Origin of the sequence: Pseudescherichia sp. (assembly GCF_032052675.1) — a bacterium.
In the GTDB taxonomy this organism is placed as follows: domain Bacteria; phylum Pseudomonadota; class Gammaproteobacteria; order Enterobacterales; family Enterobacteriaceae; genus Pseudescherichia.
This window is the reverse complement of record NZ_DAMBWA010000003.1, coordinates 239,610-261,053: the sequence shown is the minus strand read 5'-3', so window position 1 is coordinate 261,053 and position 21,444 is coordinate 239,610. Positions and strand designations below refer to the sequence as shown.

The window sequence follows — 21,444 nt, the reverse complement described above, 5'->3', positions numbered from 1 at the left end:
AGGAGTGCAACCTGATGTTATAGAGCGAGAATAACGCTTTCGAGGTTTGCCAGCGGTGCGGGACGAGAGAGGAAATAACCCTGTGCGGCAAAGGCCGGTGACGCCTGCACATCGCGCCACTCCTCCACCGTCTCCACACCCTCAACAATGACGCCCTGGCAGTAACGGTTCATCAGCTGTAGCAGCAGCGTGAAGAGGTTGCGCCCTTCCGGCGTTTTGCGCAGCATGATAAACAGCTCACGGGCCACTTTGATGTAGTCGTAGCGTACTTCGCTCAGCGCAGAGAAGTTCGCCATCCCAGTCCCAAAGTCGTCCAGCCACAGCGGGCCAATTTCACAGATCGAGGCGAAGGAGGAGTCCTCCGGCAGGCGAATATGCTCAACCAGCTCGAAGCGCAGCCACGACAGCGTCTCGACCAGCGCCATCATTTTTGGGTTTTGCCGCATCGATAGCAGCGTCGGGCCATCAACGTTAACCGACGCGAGCACGTTATTCTTCACAAAGAAGTCACTTTGCAGGGCAAGCAGGTTAATCTGCTCCAGCATGACGTCCAGACGCTGACGGACCGCCACCTCTGCAAAGTAGCGGTCGGGCGCAATACGCTGCGAGGGATTATCCGGGTGCGTAACGATCGTTAATACTTCGATTGCCATCAGGCTGCCATCTACGCGATAGATGGGCTGGTAAGTGTAGGCACGTTCACATTGCAGCCAGTAGCGTCGCTCTTCCAGGCTTTCGATGCTCGCCTCCGGAATGCTTAGCCGCTGGATAACCTGCTTCAACTTCATTGTCAGATGTCCTGTAATAGAGTGAGTGACCTGGCGGAACTCGTCTAGGAGTTATCGGCGCGGCGGGTGAGAACTTTATGTTCAAACAGAGAGCAAAATTAAATTCTGCTAAGGGAATCTGCACTTAACACGCGTTAGCTCAAAAAAATATTGGAACGTTGTTTTAATATGATTGACCACGCAGCACGCGCAACGCACACTACTCCCAATATTTATCCGACTCAGGTTGATGACTATGTCCAGGAAAATTGCCGTCATTGGCGAATGCATGATTGAGCTGTCACAGAAAGGCACAGAGGTAAACCGTGGCTTTGGTGGCGATACCTTAAATACCTCCGTTTATGTTGCCCGCCAGGTCGATCCGGCTGCGCTGACGGTACACTATGTTACGGCGCTGGGGACGGATAATTTTAGCCAGCAGATGCTGGATGCCTGGCAGAACGAAAGCGTCGATACCTCCCTTACCCAATGCATGGAGAACCGCCTGCCGGGGCTCTACTACATCGAAACCGATAGCACCGGCGAGCGCACCTTCTACTACTGGCGTAACGAGGCCGCAGCCAAATTCTGGCTGGAGAGCGAGCAGGCCGCCGCCATCTGCGAAGAGCTGGCTACCTTTGACTATCTCTACCTGAGCGGTATCAGCCTGGCGATCTTAAGCCCGGCCAGCCGCGACAAGCTGCTCTCCCTGCTGCGCGAGTGCCGCGCCAACGGCGGCAAGGTGATTTTCGATAACAACTACCGTCCACGCCTGTGGGCCAGCAAAGAGGAGACCCAGCAGGTCTACCAGCAGATGCTGGCCTGCACCGATATCGCCTTCCTGACCCTGGACGACGAGGATGCGCTGTGGGGCGAGAAGCCGGTAGAAGAGGTGATTGCTCGTACCCAGGCCGCTGGCGTGAGCGAAGTAGTGGTGAAGCGCGGGGCGGACTCCTGCCTGGTGGCGATTGCTGGCGACGCGGTGATTGACGTGCCGGCGGTGAAGCTGCCGAAAGAGAAGGTGATCGATACCACCGCGGCGGGTGACTCCTTCAGCGCGGGCTACCTGGCCGTACGTCTGACTGGCGGCGATGCCGAGGCGGCGGCGCAGCGCGGTCACCTGACCGCCAGCACCGTGATCCAGTATCGTGGGGCGATTATTCCCCGCGGGGCAATGCCGAACTGATCGTCCGGCTTTCCGGCCCCTGCCGCTGGCAGCGGGCCGGGTGAACCGCACGGCTACTGCTGAACGGGCGGAATATCCGTCACGTCCTGATGCACATCATCACTGGCAGGCACAAGGGCTGACGTTTCGGCACTCATCACCTGATCCCAGGTGGCCTGCAGCTCCTTCATATTAAACTCCGGCTCGCCTTTCGGCTGCAGCAGCACCAGCGACTGATCCTGGGTCAGCTGCTGACGCAGGCTCTGGTTCAGCATCTCGGTCGTCAGGCCGTTCAGGAAGTCCTGGCGCAGCCTCTGGTACTGCTCAGGAGCAATATCTACCACCTGATTTTGCAGAGAGCGCATACGCTGGCTGATCAGCACGTCGGTATCGGTGCGGGCATAGGTCGTGAAGAGCCTCTGCAGCTCCAGCTTCTTCTGGGCAATCAGGGCGTTAAACTCATCCTCTGACAGACCGCTGTCGCGCACCTTTTTCAGCTCGCGGGCAATCATCGCCAGATTGGCGTTGAGCTTATCGGGCGCAGAATCGACGTTAATGGCGCACTGCGCACGCTGGAACAGCACCCGGCAGTCGAAGCCGAGGCCAATATCTTTAGCGTTGTTTTTAGTCAGGGTCTGCTGGAGATGCCAGAACAGCGCCTCGCGGGCGACATCTGCCCGCCAGTAGCGCTCCAGCGCGGCGGATTCACGAATCGGCTGCCACGGCACGTCCCACATCAGCGAGAGCCTGTCCTGGCGTACGGAGTCGGTCATGATGCTCACCGGCTCGCGCGGTAGCGGAGAGAGCGTTGGCACCGGGGCTGGCGTCTCCCGTTTTCCCTTTAGATCGCCAAAGGTTTTATTGATCTGCTCGCCAACGGCGCGGCTATCGATATTACCGACCACAATCAGCGTCATCGCGTCCGGGGTATACCACTTCTGATAAAAGGCCTTCAGCTGGGCCGCATCCACCGGTTTCTTTAGCGGTGCCGCGGGATCGTGTCCCAGCAAGCTCGACCCTTTCAGGCGGTAGCGCCACCAGTTATCTTTAGTCTCTGGCGGCCAGGTTGCTACCATATCATCGCTGCCCAGAGCGTGGTTGACCGTCTCCGGCGTCACGGTAAGCTTGCCAGTAATATCAGAGAGATAGACCAGCGCCTCTTTCAGCAGGTCGCTGCGATTATTGGGTAAGCTGAGACTAAACAGCGTGTAGTCGTAGGAGACCAGCGCCGGGGGCAGAGGGCGCTTGGGATCGATGCCCTGCTGCCAGAGCGAGCGCACCTGCGCGGGCTGAAGGCTGCCGCTATGGGTCAGCGCGATACGTGGAATAAAATGGCTAAAGCCGCTCTGCTGGGTGCTCTCCGTCAGCGAGCCGGTATTCACCAGCAGGCGGACCTCAACCCGATCGCTGGGGCGCTGCGGCGTACTTAACACCTGCCACTGAAAACCGTTTGTCAGTGTCCCCTGTTGCCATGCCGGGTCGGGCTGGAGCGCATCTGCCTGCACGTAACTGGCTGCCATCATCAGCAAACCACCAGCTATGAGTCGAATTTTTGTGCCCTGCATGTGAACCCCTGATCAACATTCCTGGTTAAAAGACCGCCTGCAAGCCAGGCCGCCTAAAATGAAGTTTTAACACTCCGTGTTAGACAGCCAAAAAAGCAAAACGTCACACCGGGAAGTAAAAAAATAGGGGGTAATTATGCGCAGGTGCCCGTGCCCCTACAAGGGACAACGGGCATAAGTAGGCAGATTATGAGGAGATTTCGCCCGTTTTGCCGTCTGACGCACGGTTATTCAGGGTATTTTTCAGCTGTTTGTGGTCCAGCTCCTTCACCCATTTCGCCACCACGATGGTCGCCACGCCGTTGCCGATCAGGTTAGTTAGCGCCCGTGCCTCGGACATGAAGCGGTCAATGCCAAGGATCAGCGCCAGCCCGGCGACCGGCAGGTGCCCCACCGCAGAGAGGGTTGCCGCCAGCACGATGAAGCCGCTGCCGGTGACGCCCGCCGCCCCTTTCGAGGAGAGCAGCAGCACGACCAGCAGCGTAATCTGATGAAAAATGTCCATATGGCTGTTGGTGGCCTGAGCGATAAACACGGCTGCCATTGTCAGGTAGATGGAGGTGCCGTCGAGGTTAAAGGAGTAGCCGGTGGGAATAACCAGCCCGACCACGGACTTACGGCAGCCGAGCTTCTCCATCTTATCGAGCATGCGCGGCAGCGCCGACTCGGACGACGAGGTGCCAAGCACGATCAGCAGCTCTTCACGAATGTAGCGGATAAATTTGAAGATGCTGAAGCCGGTAGCGCGGGCGATGCTGCCGAGCACCACCACGATAAACAGGATACAGGTAGCATAGAAGCAGATGATCAGCTGGCCGAGCTGCACCAGGGTGCCCACGCCATATTTCCCGATAGTAAAGGCCATTGCCCCAAACGCACCGATAGGCGCGAGGCGCATAATCATATTGATGATGCCAAAGATGACCTGGGAGAAGCTCTCAATAACGTTAAAGATCAGCTGGCCTTTGTGGCCAAGGCGATGGAGGGCAAAGCCGAACAGCACAGCGAACAGCAGCACCTGCAAAATATTGCCGCTGGCAAACGCGCCGATGACGCTGGCGGGGATCACATCCATCAGGAAGGCAACAATGCCCTGCTGCTCGGCCTGGGCCGCGTAGACCGCCACGGCTTTGGCATCCAGCGTGGAGGGGTCGACATTCATACCCGCGCCCGGCTGTACCACGTTGACGATAATCAGGCCGATGATCAGCGCGAGGGTGCTGACCACTTCAAAGTAGAGCAGCGCCACCGCGCCGGTGCGGCCTACCGCTTTCATGCTTTCCATGCCAGCGATACCGGTCACAACGGTACAGAAGATTACGGGGGCGATGATCATTTTAATCAGCTTCACGAAGGCGTCGCCAAGCGGCTTCATCTGTGCGCCGATATCAGGGTAGAAGTGACCGAGCAGGATCCCGATAGCGATGGCGGTTAACACCTGGAAGTAGAGGCTTTTGAAGAGTGAGGTTTTCATAGGGTGTCCTTGAATTAAAAACCACAGGCATTGTAAGGTTGGCTCGCCTGCGGTCTTAAAATAACACCCCAACAACATCGCAGATATAAACTTACCTCAAATTTGAAACATAAATGTTAAGAAATTTGAGCCAGCTCGCACAAGTGAGCACGGCCGCTACGCGCTTCCGTCAACCAGCTGAGAAAGGTTATGCTGCTCAAATGCCTCCGGGGCCACCGCGCGGCCAAAGAGATAACCCTGAGCCATCTCAACCCCTGCCGCCTGCAGCCATGCACGCTGCTCCTCGGTCTCGACCCCCTCAGCGATAATATTCAGATCGAGGCTGCGGGCCATATGGATTATCGATGAGACCATGCTGCTGTCTTGCGGCAGACCTTCAACAAAAATCTTGTCGATTTTCAGCACGTCGACCGGCAACGATTTCATGTGCTGAAGTTGGCGCAGGCCTGCATAGCCCATGCCGAAATCATCCAGCGCAATACGCACCCCGGCATTGCGCAGCGGACGCAGGATCGCCACCGCCGCATGCGGATCGTCAATGCGGCGGCTCTCGGTCACTTCGAGGATCAGCGTGCCGGGCGCAATACGGTAGCGTTCCAGCAGCTCAAGCAGATCCCGCACCATATCCTGGTGCATCAGCTGCAGCGCCGAGAGGTTCACCGACAGCGGCAGCATAATGCCTCGCGCCTGCCAGGCCGCGAGCTGGCGGCAGGACTCCTCCAGCACCCAGTGGCCGACAACAATCATCAGCCCGCAGGACTCAATGCTGTCGATTAGTCCCTCTGGCAGCTCCCAGCTGCCGTCCGGCTGCTGCTGGCGCAGCAGGGCCTCGGCGCTGACCACCTCGCCGGTGGCCAGGTTGACCTGCGGCTGCAGCCAGATGGCAAACTGATGGTTATCCAGCGCGTTTAAGATATCGCTCTCTTCCGTCAGCCGTTTCTGCGCCGTGACCATCTGTTCCGGGTCAAAGAACTGGATCTGATTTTTACCCTTGCGACGGGCGGAGAGCGCTGCTGAGATAGCCCGACGGTAGAGCTGCTCCGCCGTTACATCGCCATAGAACATGGCGATGCCAATGCTGGCGCTCGGGCGCAGCTGGATACCCTGCACCGGCAGACGCTCATTAATGACAGCGAGTATCTGCTGACCCAGCGTAATGGCATGCCACGGCTCGCTGGCGCCGTTACCAATAATAACAAAGGTGTCGGTACTCGCCTGGGCCAGCACCATGCGTGGGGCAAGCACCGACTTCATCTTCTCCACCAGCGTCAGGAGCAGCATTTCGCGCTGGCTCTCTTTCAGCACCCCCGCGGTGTCCTGCAAGGTTTCACAGGCAATCACCATGAGCGCGGTCGTTTTTTGCCGGGCAACGGTCTGCTCCAGCAGGGCCATCATAAAGGCTTTGTTCGGTAGCTCTGATACCGGAAAGCGCGTCACCTGGCTATTCAGCTCTTCATGCTGGCGCAGCACCATCTGCTGATTACGGTTATAGCTACGAACCAGCATGCCAATCTCATCGTCATGATGGTGGCGGGGCAGCGGCAGCTGGTGTCCAGGGTGGTCCTGTAGCGACAGGTCGTTCAGCTCACGGGCGATCTTGCGCAGCGGGCGGATAATCAGCCGGCTGATGCACCAGGTGAGCGCCACCGTCATGATCAGGACTAACAGTAAGTAAGTAGTAACTAACGTTGAAACGGTGCTCATAACGAACTTATACATGCGGAATGAGTCCGCCTGCAGCACCAGATAGGCCAGCGGCTGTGGGTTAGCCGGACGCTCCAGGGAGTAGATCGGCAATGAAATCTGTACCGGTAGCTCAAAGAGCCGGGTAATGGTCACGGGAACCGGACGCTCGGGGATGAAGCTCATGCGCAGAGCCTGGAACTGATTCGGCAGGACGACGTCCGCCCGGCTGACCACGCCAGCGGGCTGGATGCGTTTAAGGATAGCTTCCGCGTCGGCAATGTCGCCCTTCAGAATAGCGGCGGACAGCGGCTCACGCACCGAGCGCGCAATGCTCTCCATCTGCGTACCGGTGTTGTAGCGATTCTGCTGCACAAAATGGAACAGCAAAATCACGCAAAAAAGGAAAATAAACACCATAGCGACGATCGAGACCATCGCCATCTGTTTAATGGTTAACGAACGGCTAACGCGCAAATTGACTCTCCAAATACTCCGTGTCCGCAAAAGTAACCGACGGCTACCTGCCTGCTGTCAGAGTATACTCGATTCTGACAGCAGAATAAGACCGGGATAGAGAGCCTTGTGCGTTACCAGTCGGCGTAAGGCGTCAGCACCTGCGGCGGCGAGTCCATATCGCCCTGCCAGCCCGCCTGCGAATAGCGAACGTAGAGCATGCCGTGGCTCGGAGTATAATCCTCCGCCTGCTGAATATCGATGGCGGCACCGATGGACCAGTTGGAGGTGATGCGACGCTCAATCAGGGCGCGCGCCGTATAGCCAAAGCCGTTGCTTTTCGATCCTGGATCGTTAGTTTCGCTGGCCCGCGCACGATAATCCTCTGGTATAAGATTAAGCAGCGGGTAGCGATCCTGGGTACGGGTTGCCGAATGCGACCAGGAGAGCGAACCACCCAGCTCCCACGACCAGTTCTCCTTTCTTTCACGCCATGTTACCGGTACGGCAAATGAGAGATATTTCTGCGGGCTGTAGTAGCCTCCCTGGCCGAGGGTATAACTGCTCAGATCCTTTTCATAGTGCCAGAGCATGTTATTCAGGCCGACGGTGACGCGGCGGTTATCTTCGTTGACCAGCTTGTAGTAGTAGCCCGTCATCCAGCGCACGCGCCAGTTGTCATCTACGTTCTTACCGGTAAGCGCGTCGGCGCTCAGGCTCGCCCAGACGCCATGCGCTTCGCCCTGATCATAGCTCAGGCTAACGCCGCCGCCGGTAGATCGAACGCCGCCCCAGGTTTTGCCTGTGTTGCTTCCCGGATCGCGTTGCCCGCCAAATGCCAGTAAGGAACTCGAAATTGGGCGGCGGTGAACGTCTAGCGTATAGCCGACCGGACCCAGATCGTTGCTATAACTCAGACCGCCAACTACATCAACGACACGGAAACCCATTGGGGTAGTACCAATGTCCCCCTCCCAGGTATCATTACGCCAGCCAGCCGCTACGCTTACGCCACCGTCAGATTGGCTTTTATCGTCATTAATACACTGTATTTCATTACAGGTTCCCCATCTGGGCTGATATACACCTTCTTTGTCCGTTGAAAACGATCCCACGTTCATATTGACCACGTCGGTACGGAAGAACATCCGACCGTCGGCCAGCGGCGCATCGGCCTGCAGCATGGTGGTGTTGGCTTTCAGATCGGAATAGCCGCCGGTGCCGCTGGAGCCCCAGTAGTCATGCTCAAGCGTGACGTTGAGATCCTGCTGGCGATAGAGATCGGCGGCATCGCTGCGCAGGCCGCGCTTCAGCCAGTCATCGCTGGCATCGTTACGCGTCTGGCGGGTAAAGGTGTCGTTATCCTGGGCGGGGGTGGCCGCAATGCCTGCCGCGACCATCGCCTGTTTATAGCTCTCCAGCGCGGGCTGCGGCTGGCCGTTAGCCTGCTGGAAGCGGGCATAGTCACGCAGCACCAGAGCGCTGTCCTGCGACGGCGGCAGCGCTTTCGCCTCGGGCACGATGGTGTCATAGGTGCGCTGGGCCAGAACCCGGTCCCCCAGCTGCGACCGCACCAGCGCCATTCGGCGCTGCATATTGATAGAGGGTTGCTCAGTCTGCGGCATCTCGTTCAGCGCCGCCAGCTGCTGACGCGCTGCAAGCGGATTGCCTTCGGCAATGGCCACCTCTATCAGGCTCAGGCGGGCGTCGGCGTTAGCCGGTTCACGCGCCAGCACGGCTTCATATCCGGCCTGGGCCGTAGCGTAATCACCGCGCTGCTGCGCCCAGTCCGCGAGGGTTAAATCGATGCGCGTGGAGGCAGGCTGCTGCCTGAGCAGGGCTTCAGCCTCCTGCTCCTTGCCACTGTCGCGCAGGCGGTTGGCGGTCTCGAGCAGCTGGTTGCCCTCAAGGCGGCTCGCCAGCGCCTGCATATTACTGTCCCATTTGCTGCGCGGCAGGGTATTAAGATGCGCCAGCGCGGCACGATCCTGATCGTTACCTGACAGGTAGAGGCTGTAAGCGTAAACCTGGGTAGGATCGTTGGGCTGGCGACGAACCAGATCGCGCATCTGTGCATCGGCCTCGGCGTGCCGTCCGGCGCTCCAGAGGTCACGGGAGAGACGGTAGGCGATCCAGACGCTGTCCGGATCGCTCGCCAGGCGACGGCGCTGAACTTCAGCCGCCTGCGCCCAGCGCCCCTGGTTCTCCAGAGCTTCAGCCTGCTGCGCCAGCCGATCGTTAGCAAGGCTACGCTCAATATCATCTACGCTGCGGCGCTGGCTGGCAGAGAGCGAGGCAATCCAGGCGGAGGCTTTTTCAGGCGACTGCTCGCGGTAGAGATTGGCCAGGCCGCGAATCGCATTGCTATTGCCGCTGTCCATGCGCAGCGCCTGCTGGTAGTAGCGCTCGGCGGCGGCGCTCTCCTTGCGGGCAACGGCAGCATCCCCCAGCCCCAGCACCGCATAGCTGTCGGTGTTATCTACTGCCCGGGCCTGCTGGTAAAGTCGCTCTGCCTGGGCAGGGTTATTGGCCTTCAGCGCAGCGTCACCTTGCTGGATCAGCAGCCAGTAGCGGTTGGTTTGCAGGAGGCTATCCCACTTGCTGCGGTTGCTGCTCTGCGGCGCAAGGGCAATGGCTCTCTCTAGCAGGGGAACCGCCCGGGCGCGATCGCCCTTTTGCGAATAAGCCTGGCCGAGCGCGCCGGTGGTCTCACCGTCGTTCTGATCGGCGCTCAGCGCCTGCTGCAGCGAGGCGATAGCCTGCCCGCCTTGGCCAGCGTCGACCGCGGCCAGCCCGCGGGAACGGGCGCGGAACGCCGGATCGGCCAGCTGCTGCTGCTGTTTCGCCAGCGTCGCCCGAGCCGTATCCACCGTATCGCCGCTGCTAAACTCATTTAAAAACTGTTGCAATGCCTGCACGCTGGCATCGCTCACCGGCATATTTTGAACCTGTTGATACCAGATGGCCGCCGCTGCTTCGCGAGTGGTGCCTGACTTCGCCATCTGGCGCAGCACGGTATAGCCTTCGTCGCTGCGTCCGTTAGCAAACAGCAGCTGCGCCAGCGAGTTTTGTAGCTGAGGGTTGCCTGGGTAGCGGACGTTGGCGCTTTTAAGCTGGGTAATGGCCTGGCTGCGACGCTCGGGCACCTTTGCCACCAGCGTCCAGTACTCGGCAGCGAGATCGCTATCCGGGGGGTTACCCTGCAACAGCTTGTTATAGGCCGCGATGGCCTCTGCCGTGTGGCCGGTCGTCGCCAGCAGCCGCGCCTCCTGCAACCCCTGCCGTCCCTGGGCGGTAGAGAGCGTCATAGTGCTTTTGGCTTCCCGGTACGCCGCCGAGTCAGGGGCAAGCTGGGCCAGCCGATCGAGCTGCTTCTGCGCGCCTGCGGTGTCACCCTGGCGCAGCAGATAGCGCTGACGGGCGGCAATCACCTCGGGGTTATTGGGATCGATAAGCTCCAGCCGGTAGAGGGACTGGCGTACCAGATCCTCACGATGGGTAGACTCTCCGAGCCGCACCTGCTCCAGCAGCTGTTGCTGCTGGGCTGTCGGGGCCGCATACGTCTTTGGCATCAGCGCGATGCCCAGCGATAAAGCAAGTAAGCGTAGGGTTAGCGTGCGCATTCCTGGCCCCAGTCAGGTTGTAACTCACCTTGGGAGGTGAAACGAAAACGGTGCTCATCCCAGCCCTGTCCAAAGAGGGTGAGCACGTAGCTGTAATAGGCGTCGCTGCCGGGCGGGTTATCGGCAACGCGCTGGCGCAGCACCGCTTGTGCGTCGCGGTTTTGCATAAACGGCAGCATGGCGGCAGAGAAGCCCGTCGCGCCGCTGCCCTGGGCCGCGCCGGTGACTACGTTGACCTTCTCCGGCGGCACGCCGTTTTTCGCCGTTAACGTTGCCATCGGCTTAAAGCGCGCCAGCAGGCGATTTTTTTGCAAATCGCTGTCGTGCATCATGCCGACCCACAGATAGACACGGATGGCGTCGTAGCTGGAGACCAGCTTGCTCTCGGGCTTCAGGTTCCAGCCGCGATTTTTCTCATAGCTCACCCAGTCCGGAGAGAAGCCTTTGGGGGCCGTCTCCAGCAGCAGCCGCAGGTTGGTCTCCCGCAGCGTGGTCCAGGGCGCGCCAAAGCGGGTGAGATACTGCGCTACCTGCGGCGGCAGATAGCTGGGATTAAAGCGCCAGCTCTCTTTCTCGGCGAAGCCAATTTTCCCCGGCAGCAGCATAGAGCCCAGCCCCGGCACGTTGACCACCTCTTCGCTGACGATATGCTTAAGCAGCCCCTGGGCCAGCGCGGTATAGCGCGGCTCTTTCCACAGGCGTCCGGCTTCAAACAGCGACCAGACGATCCAGATATCGGCATCGGAGGCGGAGTTGGTGTCCAGCACGGCCCACTCCTCCTCCCCCTTCTTGCCCCACAGCCAGGCGGGAAGATGGGCCGCCAGATCGCCCTCGGCGAGGTTATCCTCGGTCCAGGCTAAGATCTTGTCAAAGCCGGGCCGGTCGTTGGCGGCGAGGGCAAAAAACAGCCCGTAGCTCTGCCCCTCTGAGGTGGTGATCTTGCGGGCATCGCTGGGATCGATCACCCGGCCGCCGTCGCTGAGGTAATCTTTTTTAAACTGCAGCCAGGCCGGCCAGCTACAGGCGGCGTGCGTACTCGCCGCCGCCAGCAGCAGGGTGGCCGCAATTGCTCCACGCAGTAAGGTTTTCATGGCTTACTCATCATGCGGGTCGAGACGACGGCGGCTGATAATACGCAGCAGACGCCACAGTACCCAGGCCAGCAGCACAACGCTCACCGCCGCCAGCACCGCCAGCAGCACCGGGTGGTTAGAGAGCGCATACCAGATACGCTCGAACCACGGCAGATGGCCAACGTAGTAGACGTCCCCTACCCGCAGACCATTCACGCCGGACTCGCGGATCACCGTGACGGAACCATACATCGCCGCACGCTTACCGCTGTCGTTCATCGCCTCGTTCAGCAGCTCGTAGCCGCGCGGGCTGTCCGCCAGCAGGGCAATCACGCTGCGCTGATCGTTATACGGCGACTGGAAGCCGACAATGGCCGCCATCGGTCCGCTGGAGGTCACCGCCGTCTGGGCATCCGCCTGGCGATCGGTGTTATCCGGGACGATAGAGGGGAAAGGAGTCTGGCGCTGCGGGGTCTTCACCCAGCTCTGCGTCGCCTGCACCAGCAGGTCGATGCGCTTGTCATCCTTCAGACTATCCGGAATGGTGCCGATGACCAGCACGTCGGCATCTTTGTTCTGGATCTGGCTGCCGTCGTTGGTCAGGGTCAGGTTAACCGCCGGAAGACCGGTTTGCGCCCCGAGCTGGCCGATGGAGTCCAGCAGCGTCGCCAGCTGGCCCTGGGTCGGGTTAGCGGGCAGCACCACGATGGTGTCCGCAAGGTCCGCCATCCGGCTGAACGGGAAGCCCGCGTTGGCAAAGGCGCGCAGGTCCGGCATCGCAATAAAGTGGTAGTACTTCGAGAAGTCGATGGTCGAGTCATCGCCAATCACCACCCGGTTCTGCACCGGCTGGAAGGAGACGCAGTTGTCGACGGTGCCGCCCGGCATCGGGTTCATGTACTGGAAGTCAAAACGCAGCTGGTTAAGCGCCCCCAGCTGCAGCGCCGGGATGGTGACGGCAGTTTTGCCATCCAGCAGCCCCTGCAGAACCGGCAGGCGCAGCAGCAGGCGGTTGGTATCCTGGTTGCTGGTGAGGCTGAAGGATTGCAGGAACTGGTTGTTGAGGCTGATATCCATCCGCGAGCTGTCTTTGGTCGGCGGCGCGGTATAGCGATAGTTGAGATCCATATCGATGCCGGTGCTGCGCAGCAGATAGAGATCCGGCGGCAGGTTCAGCGCCACGCTAATTGGGTTCGGCTCAAGGCCTACCGACTGGAGCTGCTCCTCGTAGGATTTCAGCTCGCCAAAAGAGATCGCCCGGTCGGTGCGTACCCAGTTCGGCGCGTCGTACGGCTTACGGGCCAGCAGCGGCTTAACGTCGTTTATCTCCACGCGATCGCCCCGGAACAGAACGTTGCCCTGGGCAATCCCCTTCGCCGCCTGGAGCAGATCTTTATCATCGCGACCAAAGACCACCAGCAGCTTCACGTAAGGATTTTGGGGGTGATCCATCATCACCACCGTCGGGGCGTTCACCGGCGGCGCGTCGCGCAGGAAATCCGGACGTTTGTCGTTGGTGGCAAACACAATGGCGTTGCGATCCGGCAGGCCGTTGTAGATCACCGGGAAGCTCTGGCCGCGCCAGCCCATGCGGGAGCCAAAGAAGGAGGCAACAATGCCCGCGGCCTGCTGCTGCGCCAGCGCGGGTGCACCGGCAAAGACCATCGGCAGCACCAGCGGACGGTTATCACGGGCGTCATAGAACGGCACCGGGAAGTGTGACAGGTCGTTTTTCAGCGGCAGGGTCTGGTAGGTCATCTCCAGGGAGCTGCTGCGCCCAACGTCCATCCACAGCGTACTGCTGGCCGGGTTTTCGCAGACGTCACGGTAGTGTCCCACAAACTCCAGCCGCACCCGGTTGTAGTCGGTGATATAGAGCGGGTCGATCGGAAGCTGGGCGAGTGTCTTTTTGCCCAGCTGCTCTTTAGTGACCGGCAGGACGCCCATCAGCTCATCGTTAAGGTAGACCTTCAGCTGCGACTGCACCGGCAGCAGCGAGGGTGACGGGGTGTACTCCAGGTTCAGCATCGCCTTCGAGACGACTTCGTCGCTGCGCATCCCGAACTCAATCTGGCCGTCGGGTCTCACCCCGCGCAGCACCATGCTGCCCGGCGGCGGCGCAATCTGGGCAAAAGAGAGCTTAACCTCCCGCGACGGCGCATTGTCCGCAACGATAGGCGCATTGGCGCCGGTTACGCCGGGCATCACCTGGCCGACGGCCTGCGGATCGGCAGCGGGCGCAGCGGCCTGCGCCTCAGGCGTCTCGGGTGCGGCAGGCACGGTAACCATTGAGGTGGCCGGGGCCGCGTGGGTGACCAGCGACGGGAAAGCACTCATCCCAACCGCCACTGCACAAATCCAGGAAAGTTTTCTTTTCATCGCATTATCATCATTGTTGAGCCATAACCGGATCCGGCTGCTGCACCACCACGCCCCGCACAGGGCGGCGGGGAATGAACGACACAACCCAGGAGATCAGGGAAGTAAGAGACCGGAAAATCATTTTCACAGAAGGTGGAGCAAATTCAGCAAGGTGGCGATAGCCACGGAAGCCAAGCTTGAGAATATCCAGCAGGCTCTCCAGCGGTTTATCCTCCGGGAAGCTGTCCTGCCAAAGCGCCCAGGTATCCGCACGGGCGAAGGTACACTGAACAAAGTCGATATGCTGGCGAGTGGTGAGCGGCATCAGCTGCAGGCCCACCTCCCTGCCGTTAACCCGCGCTACCTGCGCCGGGAAGACGTACTCCTGCTGGCCGCGCTTGAGCAGCAGATTGACCTTCTGCCCCTCCAGCACCTGCGACTGGCCGTTGATCTTGATCCCTACCCCGCCGTCAGAGAAGTCGTGCACCGTACAGGAGAAGAGATGACCATCGTCGCGGGCAATAGCCGCTGGCATGGAGATCTCAACGCGGTGCGCCCGGCGCACCTGCTTGCTCTCCACCGACACCGCCACCGCACCACCCAGCACGATCAGGTTGTAGAAGACCCAGACGATACTGACGACCACGGTGAGCATCTCGGTCTCCGGACCGTAGAAGTAGCGCCAGATGCCCACCAGCACGCCGACAATGTTCAGCAGCACAAGGAAGATGTAGGGCCGGGAGATCACCCAGTCGACATACTCCTCCTCCACAAGGCCGCCCTTCGAGGTCACGTTAAACTTGCCCTTGTGCGGGTTAAACAGCGCCACCATTGTCGGTCTGGCGATATACCAGGCCAGCACCGTTTCGTAGATCTCACTCCAGAACGAGTGGCGGTATTTCCCCTGAATCTTGGAGTTGGTCAGGCTGGCGTGGATCATGTGCGGCAGCACGAACAGAGCGATCATCAGCGCCGGGGCGTAGATGATGTAGGCGTGCAGCAGCAGGAACGCCAGCGGCGCGGTCAGGAAGATCAGCCGCGGCACGCCGGAGAGGAAGTGGAACATGGCGTTGACGTAGCAGAGCCGCTGCGCCAGCTTTAGCCCTTTACCAAACAGTGGGTTATCGAGACGGAAGATCTGTACCATGCCTCGCGCCCAGCGGATACGCTGCCCAATGTGGGACGACAGGCTCTCGGTCGCCAGCCCAGCCGCCTGCGGAATACGCATATAGGCAGAAGTATGTCCGCGACGATGCAGACGCAGGGAGGTGTGCGCATCCTCGGTCACGGTCTCTACCGCAATGCCGCCAATTTCATCCAGCGGGCCGCGACGGATCACCGCACAGGAGCCGCAGAAGAAGGTAGCATCCCACATGTCGTTGCCGTCCTGCACCAGGCCGTAGAACAGGGTGCCTTCGTTCGGCGTCTGGCGGAAGCGGCCCAGGTTACGCTCGAACGGATCCGGCGAGAAGAAGTGGTGCGGGGTCTGCATCATCGCCAGCTTCTTATCTTTGATAAACCAGCCCATCGTCAGCTGCAGGAACGAGCGTGTCGGCACGTGGTCGCAGTCGAAAATCGAGACAAAGTCGCCTTTCGCATACTGCAACGCGTTGTTGATGTTGCCCGCCTTAGCGTGCTCGTGGGTGGTACGGGCGACGTACTCTACCCCTACCGTCTCGGCAAACTGACGGAACGACTCGCGGCCGCCGTCGTCGAGGATCCAGATTTTCAGCTTATCCTTCGGCCAGTCGATACCCAGCGCGGCGTAGATCGTGTTCTTCACTACGTTGAGATCTTCGTTGTAGGTCGGCACGAAGATATCCACCGACGGCCACAGCGACATATCCTTCGGCAGCGACACCGGCTGACGGTTAAGCGGCCACACGACCTGGAAGTAGCCCAGCACCAGCACGATCCACGCATAGGTTTCGGCAAACAGCAGCACCAGACCGCACACCAGGCTGACCGGATCGTTCCAGTTGAGCGTCGAGGTGTAACGCCACCAGATGTAGCGACAGGAGACGGTTAACGACAGCACAATCAGCACCAAGGCCGAGAAGCGTCCTGGAATGCGGCGTACCAGCAGCGCCACGCCCCACAGCAGCAGCAGGAAGATAAACTGCGACCAGGGGTTAAACGGCTGGGTAATGCAGAGCAGGGCGAGGATCAGCGAGAAGAAGACAATCACGCCAATGATAAAGCGGCGTAAGCCCGGCTTGAGGTGCGCCAGCTCTTTCTCCCCTTCCATATGGCTTGTCCGGCTACTCACTTTCGTTGGCAGCGCGTCCAGCCAGTTGAGATAGCGGCGGCGGAAATGGATAAAGCGTGCGCGCTTGCTCTTGCGCGGCCGGATGGACGGCGCGTTATGCGCCCCGACCAGCAGCCAGAGAGTTTGCAGCAGGTAGCGGGCCGGATCGAGCGGACGCGGCCGCTCGGCGCGAATGTGAGGATAAAACTCAGCGTGCCGGGCGCGGAGCTGCTGCCAGCGCGGGTGCTCCAGCGGAATAAACAGCCAGGCAAGAATAGTCCACAGGCAGCCCAGCGCGGCGCTGAACGCCGGTGCGCCGTGGCTGCGGTAAAGGCGGTAACGCTCGCTCAGGCGGGCGTTCACCGGGGGGATCAACAGCAAGGCGGCAAGGCGGCTCATAGCTCATGCTCAATGTTGCGATCGTGGGCGATGCGGTCCGACCCGGCGCAGTGCAGCAGGCACCAGTTGGCCAGGGTCAGGATCTCTTCGGCCGCCAGCGAGTCACTGCGATATTCGCCCAGGGGCTGCTTCGCCGCCAGGCACTCCACCATCGCCTCATCGCGGTGAATGACGGTCGACAGCAGGCGAGGCTGGCTTTGGAGCCAGACCTGATAAAGATCGTCCTGCAGCTGGCTGCCGATCCGCAGGTCATTAATAAGCAGATTCGTGCCGGACGGCAGCGCCTGCTGGTGCAGGCGAACGTGGCAGTTAGTATCGGGCTTGACGACGGTTAGCGTATGGTCGCACTGGTCCAGCAGCTCCCGGGTAAGCGGCGTAAAATCTGCCGGCAGGTCGAGCAGGATCCACCGGTAGTGTCCCTGGGACTTTAGCGCCTGGAGCGCAGCGGCGATCGGGACGAGGCGATCGTGCAGAGCATAGATATTTTCCCGCTCGCCAGCGGCCAGTTGGCCAAACGGCAGCAGATCGAGATTTGAGGTGTAGCGTTGGCCCGCATCGCGCCACTCTTTATTATCCAGCAGCGCCCGTGCCCAGCCCGCTGAGTGGGTAAACTCAACGTTGAACGACAGACGCAGCATATTGTCCGGGGAAGCGTCGATCATCAGCACCGACTCGCCCAGCAGCTGTAACGCCCAGCCCAGCGCTGCGGTTACCGATGTGGTCCCCACCCCGCCGCGAATGCCTTGCAGACCCAGAATTGCCATCCACGTCTTCCTTATTAATTATTGTTGACGGGCAAACTCAGCGAGCAGCGGCCAGCGTTTTATCGCTGTAGCTAGCTGTTCACGTTGGGATATATCGGTGTAATCAATTTCTGGCAGTGAAAACACCCGACTTAAGGCCAGAAAGTCATTTTGAAAGGTATAACCCAGGGTTGAATCAGTCTGGCTTGTAAACTCTTTGTTAGACATTTTTACTGCATCTCATTGATGAAAAACAGACGAACAGATAGCAACGCAGAGTGCCGTTGAAAATTCATTTACATGCTAAATGTGATGTTCTTTAATTTCAATGTTAGGTTTATTTCTCGGCTTTCGCTAGTAAACTAAGGTGCAGACGAATTTGATTAAGAGAGACACCGTGAAGCCCATATTTACCCTTGGCATCCAGTCATTATGGGATGAGTTGAGCCACATGCCGGCTGGCGGCGTCTGGTGGGTCAACGTCGATCGCGAAACGGATGCCATAAATCTAGTGAATCATACCCTTGCTGCCCAGGATAAAAAAAGCCGGGCGGCACTGATTACTATGGGTAGCGATCCGAATAAAATTATTAATTTAGAGGCCGGTCACGGTCCCGATAAAATCCATCTTTTTAGCATGCCTAATCATGAGAACGGGCTATCCTTTTTCACCCGCGATCTCCTCAGCGCTATTGAGCCGCAACACTATTTTCTGGTTTTACTCTGCGCCAATAACGCATGGCAAAATATATCCGCCGATAATTTGCGCGGCTGGCTAGAAAAAATACACGCCTGGGCGAAATACCACGACTGCACGCTGCTGATAGTTAACCCCGGCAACAATAATGATAAGCAATACTCATTTTTGATGGGCGAATATCGCTCACTTTTTGGCCTTTCCAGCCTGCGTACCCAGGCCGATATCCACCTTTATGACGTCGCCTTCTGGTTTAATGAAAAAGGCGTCAGCGCCCGCCAGCAGCTTATTGTTGAGCAAAACAACGGCCGCTGGAAAATAGCGCAGCAGGAGCAGGCATCGGTGCAGCCGCGCAGCGATGAAAAGCGTATTTTAAGTAACGTAATGGTATTAGAGGGCGCACCGCCGCTTTCCGAGCACTGGGCCCTGTTTGATAATAATGAAGCCCTATTTAGCGAGGCGCGAACCACTCAGGCGGCCACCATTATTTTTTCGCTCATGCAGAATAACCAGATTGAGGGGCTGGCCCGCCATATCCATACCCTGCGCCGCCAGCGCGGCAGCGCGCTAAAAATTATCGTCCGGGAGAAGAACGCCAGCCTGCGCGCCACCGATGAACGTCTGCTGCTGGGCTGCGGGGCGAATATGGTTATTCCCTGGAACGCGCCCCTCTCCCGCTGTCTGACGCTGATCGAGAGCGTGCAGGGGCAGCAGTTTAACCGTCCGGTGCCGGAGGATATCGCCGCTCTGCTGACCATGACCCAGCCGCTGAAGCTGCGCGGATACCAGACGTGGGATGCCTTCTGCGATGCGGTAAACAATATGCTCAGCAATACGCTGCTGCCGACGGACGGTAAAGGCGTACTCGTTGCCCTGCGTCCGGTGCCCGGCATCCGCGTGGAGCAGGCCCTGACGCTGTGCCGCCCTAACCGCGTGGGCGATATTATGACCATCGGCGATAACCGGCTGATGCTGTTTCTCTCTTTCTGCCGCATCAACGATCTCGATACGGCTCTGAACCATATCTTCCCGCTGCCGATCCCCGATATTTTCTCAAACCGGGTGGTATGGTTTGAAGATAACCAGATCGCCGCCGAGCTGGTGCAGATGCGCGCCCTGGTGCCGGAGAAGTGGGGTAAGCCACTGCCGGTGATCGATGGGCCAAACCCCATTCTCAATGCTGAACACAACGGCCAGAGCTGGCGGCGCATTCCGCAGCCGCACCGGCTGCCAGGCGGGGCGTCGGAGCAGACATCATGATGCAGTTAAGCGATATCATTCAGCTGGTGGTGCTCTGCGCCCTGATCTTTTTTCCTCTCGGTTATATTACGCGCCACTACATCCGGCGCATCAGGACCGTGCTGCGCATGCTGTTTATTAAACCGCGCTATGTAAAACCTGTTGGCACATGGCGCAGTGCTTCGACCGTCAAGGCAAAACGAAAAGATGACTAATCAAACCCTTACCGCCTCTACGCCCTCACCGCTGTGGCAATACTGGCGCGGCCTTGCCGGCTGGAACTTCTATTTCCTGGTGAAATTTGGTTTGCTGTGGGCAGGCTACCTCAACTTTCATGCGCTGTTAAACCTGGTGTTTATGGCGTTCCTGCTGCTTCCGCTCCCGCGACGTAGCGTGCACCGCCTGCGCCACTGGATCGCCATTCCCATTGGCCTTGCCCTCTTCTGGCACGACACCTGGCTCCCCGGCCCGCAGAGTATGCTCAGCCAGGGATCGCAGGTAGCCGGATTTAGCGCTGACTATCTGCTGGATCTGGTGACACGTTTTATTAACTGGCAGATGATCGGTGGGATTTTTGTTCTGCTGGTGGCCTGGCTCTTCTTATCGCAGTGGATCCGCGTCACCGTCTTTGTGGTGGCGATAATGGTCTGGCTGAACGTGCTGACCCTGACCGGACCGACCTTCTCCCTGTGGCCAGCCGGTCAGCCTACCAATACCGTGACCACCACCGGCGGCAACGCGGCGGCTACCATCGCCGCGGCGGGGGACAAACCGGTCGTTGGCGATATCCCAGCGCAGACCGCCCCCCCGACCACGGCAAACCTCGACGCGTGGCTGAACAGCTTCTATACCGCGGAAGAGAAGCGCCAGACCCGCTTCCCGACGCAGCTGCCCGCCGATGCGCAGCCGTTTGAGCTGCTGGTGATTAACATCTGCTCCTTGTCGTGGGCGGATGTAGAGGCAGCGGGCCTGATGTCCCATCCGCTGTGGTCGCACTTTGATATTCAGTTTAAGCACTTCAACTCGGCCACCTCCTACAGCGGTCCGGCGGCGATTCGCCTGCTGCGCGCCAGCTGCGGCCAGCCGTCGCATAAAAACCTCTATCAGCAGGCTGGTAACCAGTGCTACCTGTTTGATAACCTGGCCCAGCTCGGCTTCTCGCAGCAGTTTATGCTCGACCACAACGGCATTTTCGGCGGCTTCCTGAAAGAGGTACGCGATAACGGCGGCATGCAGGCGCCGCTGATGGATCAGACCGGTCTGCCCACCGCCCTGCTGGCGTTTGACGGCTCGGCAGTCTACGACGATACCGCCGTACTCAACCGCTGGATGCAGTCCCAGGACGGGAAAGAGAATCAGCGCACGGCAACCTTCTATAACCTGCTGCCGCTGCACGACGGGAACCACTTCCCTGGCGTGAGCAAAACGGCGGACTATAAAGTGCGCGCTCAGAAGCTGTTTGACGAGCTGGATGCGTTCTTTAATACGCTGGAGAAATCTGGCCGTAAGGTGATGGTCGTGATGGTGCCGGAGCACGGTGGCGCGCTGCAGGGCGATAAAATGCAGGTTTCTGGCCTGCGCGATATCCCTAGCCCGTCCATTACCAACGTCCCGGCAGGGATCAAGTTCTTCGGTATGAAGACGCCGCATCAGGGCGCACCGATTGAGATCGATCAGCCGAGCAGCTTCCTGGCGATATCGGAGCTGGTTGCCCGTTCAGTAGACGGCAAGCTGTTTACCGAAGATAGCGTCAACTGGGACAGCCTGACCAGCAATCTGCCGCAGACGGCTCCGGTGTCGGAGAACGCCAACGCCATTGTGATCCAGTACCAGAACAAACCGTACGTGCGCCTCAACGGCGGGGACTGGGTACCGTATCCGCAGTAATAACGGCAGGTTATGTCGTTGTAGGCCGGGTAAGCGCTAGCGCGCCACCCGGCTTTTTTATTGC

General features: G+C 59.3%; 14 protein-coding genes. 4 read left to right on the top strand and 10 right to left on the bottom strand.

The features are described 5' to 3' along the window. Positions 1 to 17: 17 nt before the first annotated feature. The gene (gene pdeH / locus RTX96_RS06035; protein ID WP_103820413.1) at positions 18 to 788 is read right to left on the bottom strand and encodes a cyclic-guanylate-specific phosphodiesterase; all 771 of its coding nucleotides are present in this window, start codon (positions 786 to 788) and stop codon (positions 18 to 20) included. Between the two features lie 235 nt (positions 789 to 1,023). On the opposite strand from pdeH, the gene RTX96_RS06030 reads away from it, so the two are divergent. Next, a complete protein-coding gene (locus tag RTX96_RS06030) occupies positions 1,024 to 1,953 on the top strand; it encodes a sugar kinase (protein WP_312670539.1) in 930 nt (309 codons plus the stop codon). A gap of 53 nt (positions 1,954 to 2,006) precedes the next feature. On the opposite strand, the gene RTX96_RS06025 is transcribed toward RTX96_RS06030, so the two are convergent. From RTX96_RS06025 to bcsR, 9 genes are all read right to left on the bottom strand, one after another. Continuing rightward, entirely contained in the window at positions 2,007 to 3,497 is a 1,491-nt protein-coding gene (locus RTX96_RS06025; RefSeq protein WP_312670538.1) for a pitrilysin family protein, read from the bottom strand. A gap of 187 nt (positions 3,498 to 3,684) precedes the next feature. Beyond that, positions 3,685 to 4,971 carry a dicarboxylate/amino acid:cation symporter gene (locus tag RTX96_RS06020; protein ID WP_103820416.1) on the bottom strand — a complete coding sequence of 429 codons (1,287 nt, stop codon included), beginning with the start codon at positions 4,969 to 4,971 and terminating at the stop codon, positions 3,685 to 3,687. A 156-nt stretch (positions 4,972 to 5,127) separates the two neighbouring features. Continuing rightward, positions 5,128 to 7,131, bottom strand: a complete 2,004-nt coding sequence (gene hmsP, locus RTX96_RS06015) for a biofilm formation regulator HmsP (RefSeq protein WP_312670537.1) — start codon at positions 7,129 to 7,131, stop codon at positions 5,128 to 5,130. Between the two features lie 113 nt (positions 7,132 to 7,244). Further along, positions 7,245 to 10,733, bottom strand: coding sequence for a cellulose synthase complex outer membrane protein BcsC (gene bcsC / locus RTX96_RS06010; protein ID WP_312670536.1), 3,489 nt, complete (start codon positions 10,731 to 10,733; stop codon positions 7,245 to 7,247). Continuing rightward, on the bottom strand, positions 10,721 to 11,824 hold the full coding sequence (gene bcsZ, locus RTX96_RS06005) for a cellulose synthase complex periplasmic endoglucanase BcsZ (RefSeq protein ID WP_103820419.1): 1,104 nt from the start codon (positions 11,822 to 11,824) through the stop codon (positions 10,721 to 10,723). Before bcsZ ends, bcsC begins: the two co-directional genes overlap by 13 nt. Before the next feature lie 3 nt (positions 11,825 to 11,827). Beyond that, on the bottom strand, positions 11,828 to 14,185 hold the full coding sequence (gene bcsB / locus RTX96_RS06000; RefSeq protein ID WP_312670535.1) for a cellulose biosynthesis cyclic di-GMP-binding regulatory protein BcsB: 2,358 nt from the start codon (positions 14,183 to 14,185) through the stop codon (positions 11,828 to 11,830). A 10-nt stretch (positions 14,186 to 14,195) separates the two neighbouring features. Continuing rightward, positions 14,196 to 16,814, bottom strand: coding sequence for a UDP-forming cellulose synthase catalytic subunit (gene bcsA / locus RTX96_RS05995; protein ID WP_312670534.1), 2,619 nt, complete (start codon positions 16,812 to 16,814; stop codon positions 14,196 to 14,198). Next, positions 16,811 to 17,578 carry a cellulose biosynthesis protein BcsQ gene (gene bcsQ, locus RTX96_RS05990; RefSeq protein ID WP_312670533.1) on the bottom strand — a complete coding sequence of 256 codons (768 nt, stop codon included), beginning with the start codon at positions 17,576 to 17,578 and terminating at the stop codon, positions 16,811 to 16,813. Before bcsQ ends, bcsA begins: the two co-directional genes overlap by 4 nt. Positions 17,579 to 17,596: 18 nt before the next feature. After that, positions 17,597 to 17,785 carry a cellulose biosynthesis protein BcsR gene (gene bcsR / locus RTX96_RS05985; RefSeq protein WP_103820423.1) on the bottom strand — a complete coding sequence of 63 codons (189 nt, stop codon included), beginning with the start codon at positions 17,783 to 17,785 and terminating at the stop codon, positions 17,597 to 17,599. Positions 17,786 to 17,954: 169 nt separating this feature from the next. On the opposite strand from bcsR, the gene bcsE reads away from it, so the two are divergent. The 3 genes from bcsE to bcsG are packed head-to-tail and all read left to right on the top strand — an operon-like array spanning position 17,955 to position 21,380. Next, complete coding sequence (gene bcsE / locus RTX96_RS05980; RefSeq protein ID WP_103820424.1) at positions 17,955 to 19,514, top strand: cellulose biosynthesis c-di-GMP-binding protein BcsE; 1,560 nt, start codon at positions 17,955 to 17,957, stop codon at positions 19,512 to 19,514. Continuing rightward, positions 19,511 to 19,708, top strand: a complete 198-nt coding sequence (gene bcsF / locus RTX96_RS05975) for a cellulose biosynthesis protein BcsF (RefSeq protein WP_103820425.1) — start codon at positions 19,511 to 19,513, stop codon at positions 19,706 to 19,708. The genes bcsE and bcsF overlap by 4 nt, the downstream gene beginning before the upstream one ends. Continuing rightward, positions 19,701 to 21,380 (top strand): cellulose biosynthesis protein BcsG, encoded by a 1,680-nt coding sequence (gene bcsG, locus RTX96_RS05970; protein WP_312670532.1) that lies wholly within the window; start codon positions 19,701 to 19,703, stop codon positions 21,378 to 21,380. Before bcsF ends, bcsG begins: the two co-directional genes overlap by 8 nt. Positions 21,381 to 21,444: the final 64 nt, after the last annotated feature.

Bases quoted from the DNA above. Each gene is read 5' to 3' on its own strand.
- RTX96_RS06030 (WP_312670539.1), top strand. From the start codon at position 1,024: ATGTCCAGGAAAATTGCCGTCATTGGCGAATGCATGATTGAGCTGTCA.
- bcsQ (WP_312670533.1), bottom strand. From the start codon at position 17,578: ATGGCAATTCTGGGTCTGCAAGGCATTCGCGGCGGGGTGGGGACCACA.
- bcsF (WP_103820425.1), top strand. From the start codon at position 19,511: ATGATGCAGTTAAGCGATATCATTCAGCTGGTGGTGCTCTGCGCCCTG.
- RTX96_RS06025 (WP_312670538.1), bottom strand. From the start codon at position 3,497: ATGCAGGGCACAAAAATTCGACTCATAGCTGGTGGTTTGCTGATGATG.
- bcsG (WP_312670532.1), top strand. From the start codon at position 19,701: ATGACTAATCAAACCCTTACCGCCTCTACGCCCTCACCGCTGTGGCAA.
- bcsC (WP_312670536.1), bottom strand. From the start codon at position 10,733: ATGCGCACGCTAACCCTACGCTTACTTGCTTTATCGCTGGGCATCGCG.
- pdeH (WP_103820413.1), bottom strand. From the start codon at position 788: ATGAAGTTGAAGCAGGTTATCCAGCGGCTAAGCATTCCGGAGGCGAGC.
- bcsB (WP_312670535.1), bottom strand. From the start codon at position 14,185: ATGAAAAGAAAACTTTCCTGGATTTGTGCAGTGGCGGTTGGGATGAGT.
- bcsR (WP_103820423.1), bottom strand. From the start codon at position 17,785: ATGTCTAACAAAGAGTTTACAAGCCAGACTGATTCAACCCTGGGTTAT.
- bcsZ (WP_103820419.1), bottom strand. From the start codon at position 11,824: ATGAAAACCTTACTGCGTGGAGCAATTGCGGCCACCCTGCTGCTGGCG.
- bcsA (WP_312670534.1), bottom strand. From the start codon at position 16,814: ATGAGCCGCCTTGCCGCCTTGCTGTTGATCCCCCCGGTGAACGCCCGC.
- RTX96_RS06020 (WP_103820416.1), bottom strand. From the start codon at position 4,971: ATGAAAACCTCACTCTTCAAAAGCCTCTACTTCCAGGTGTTAACCGCC.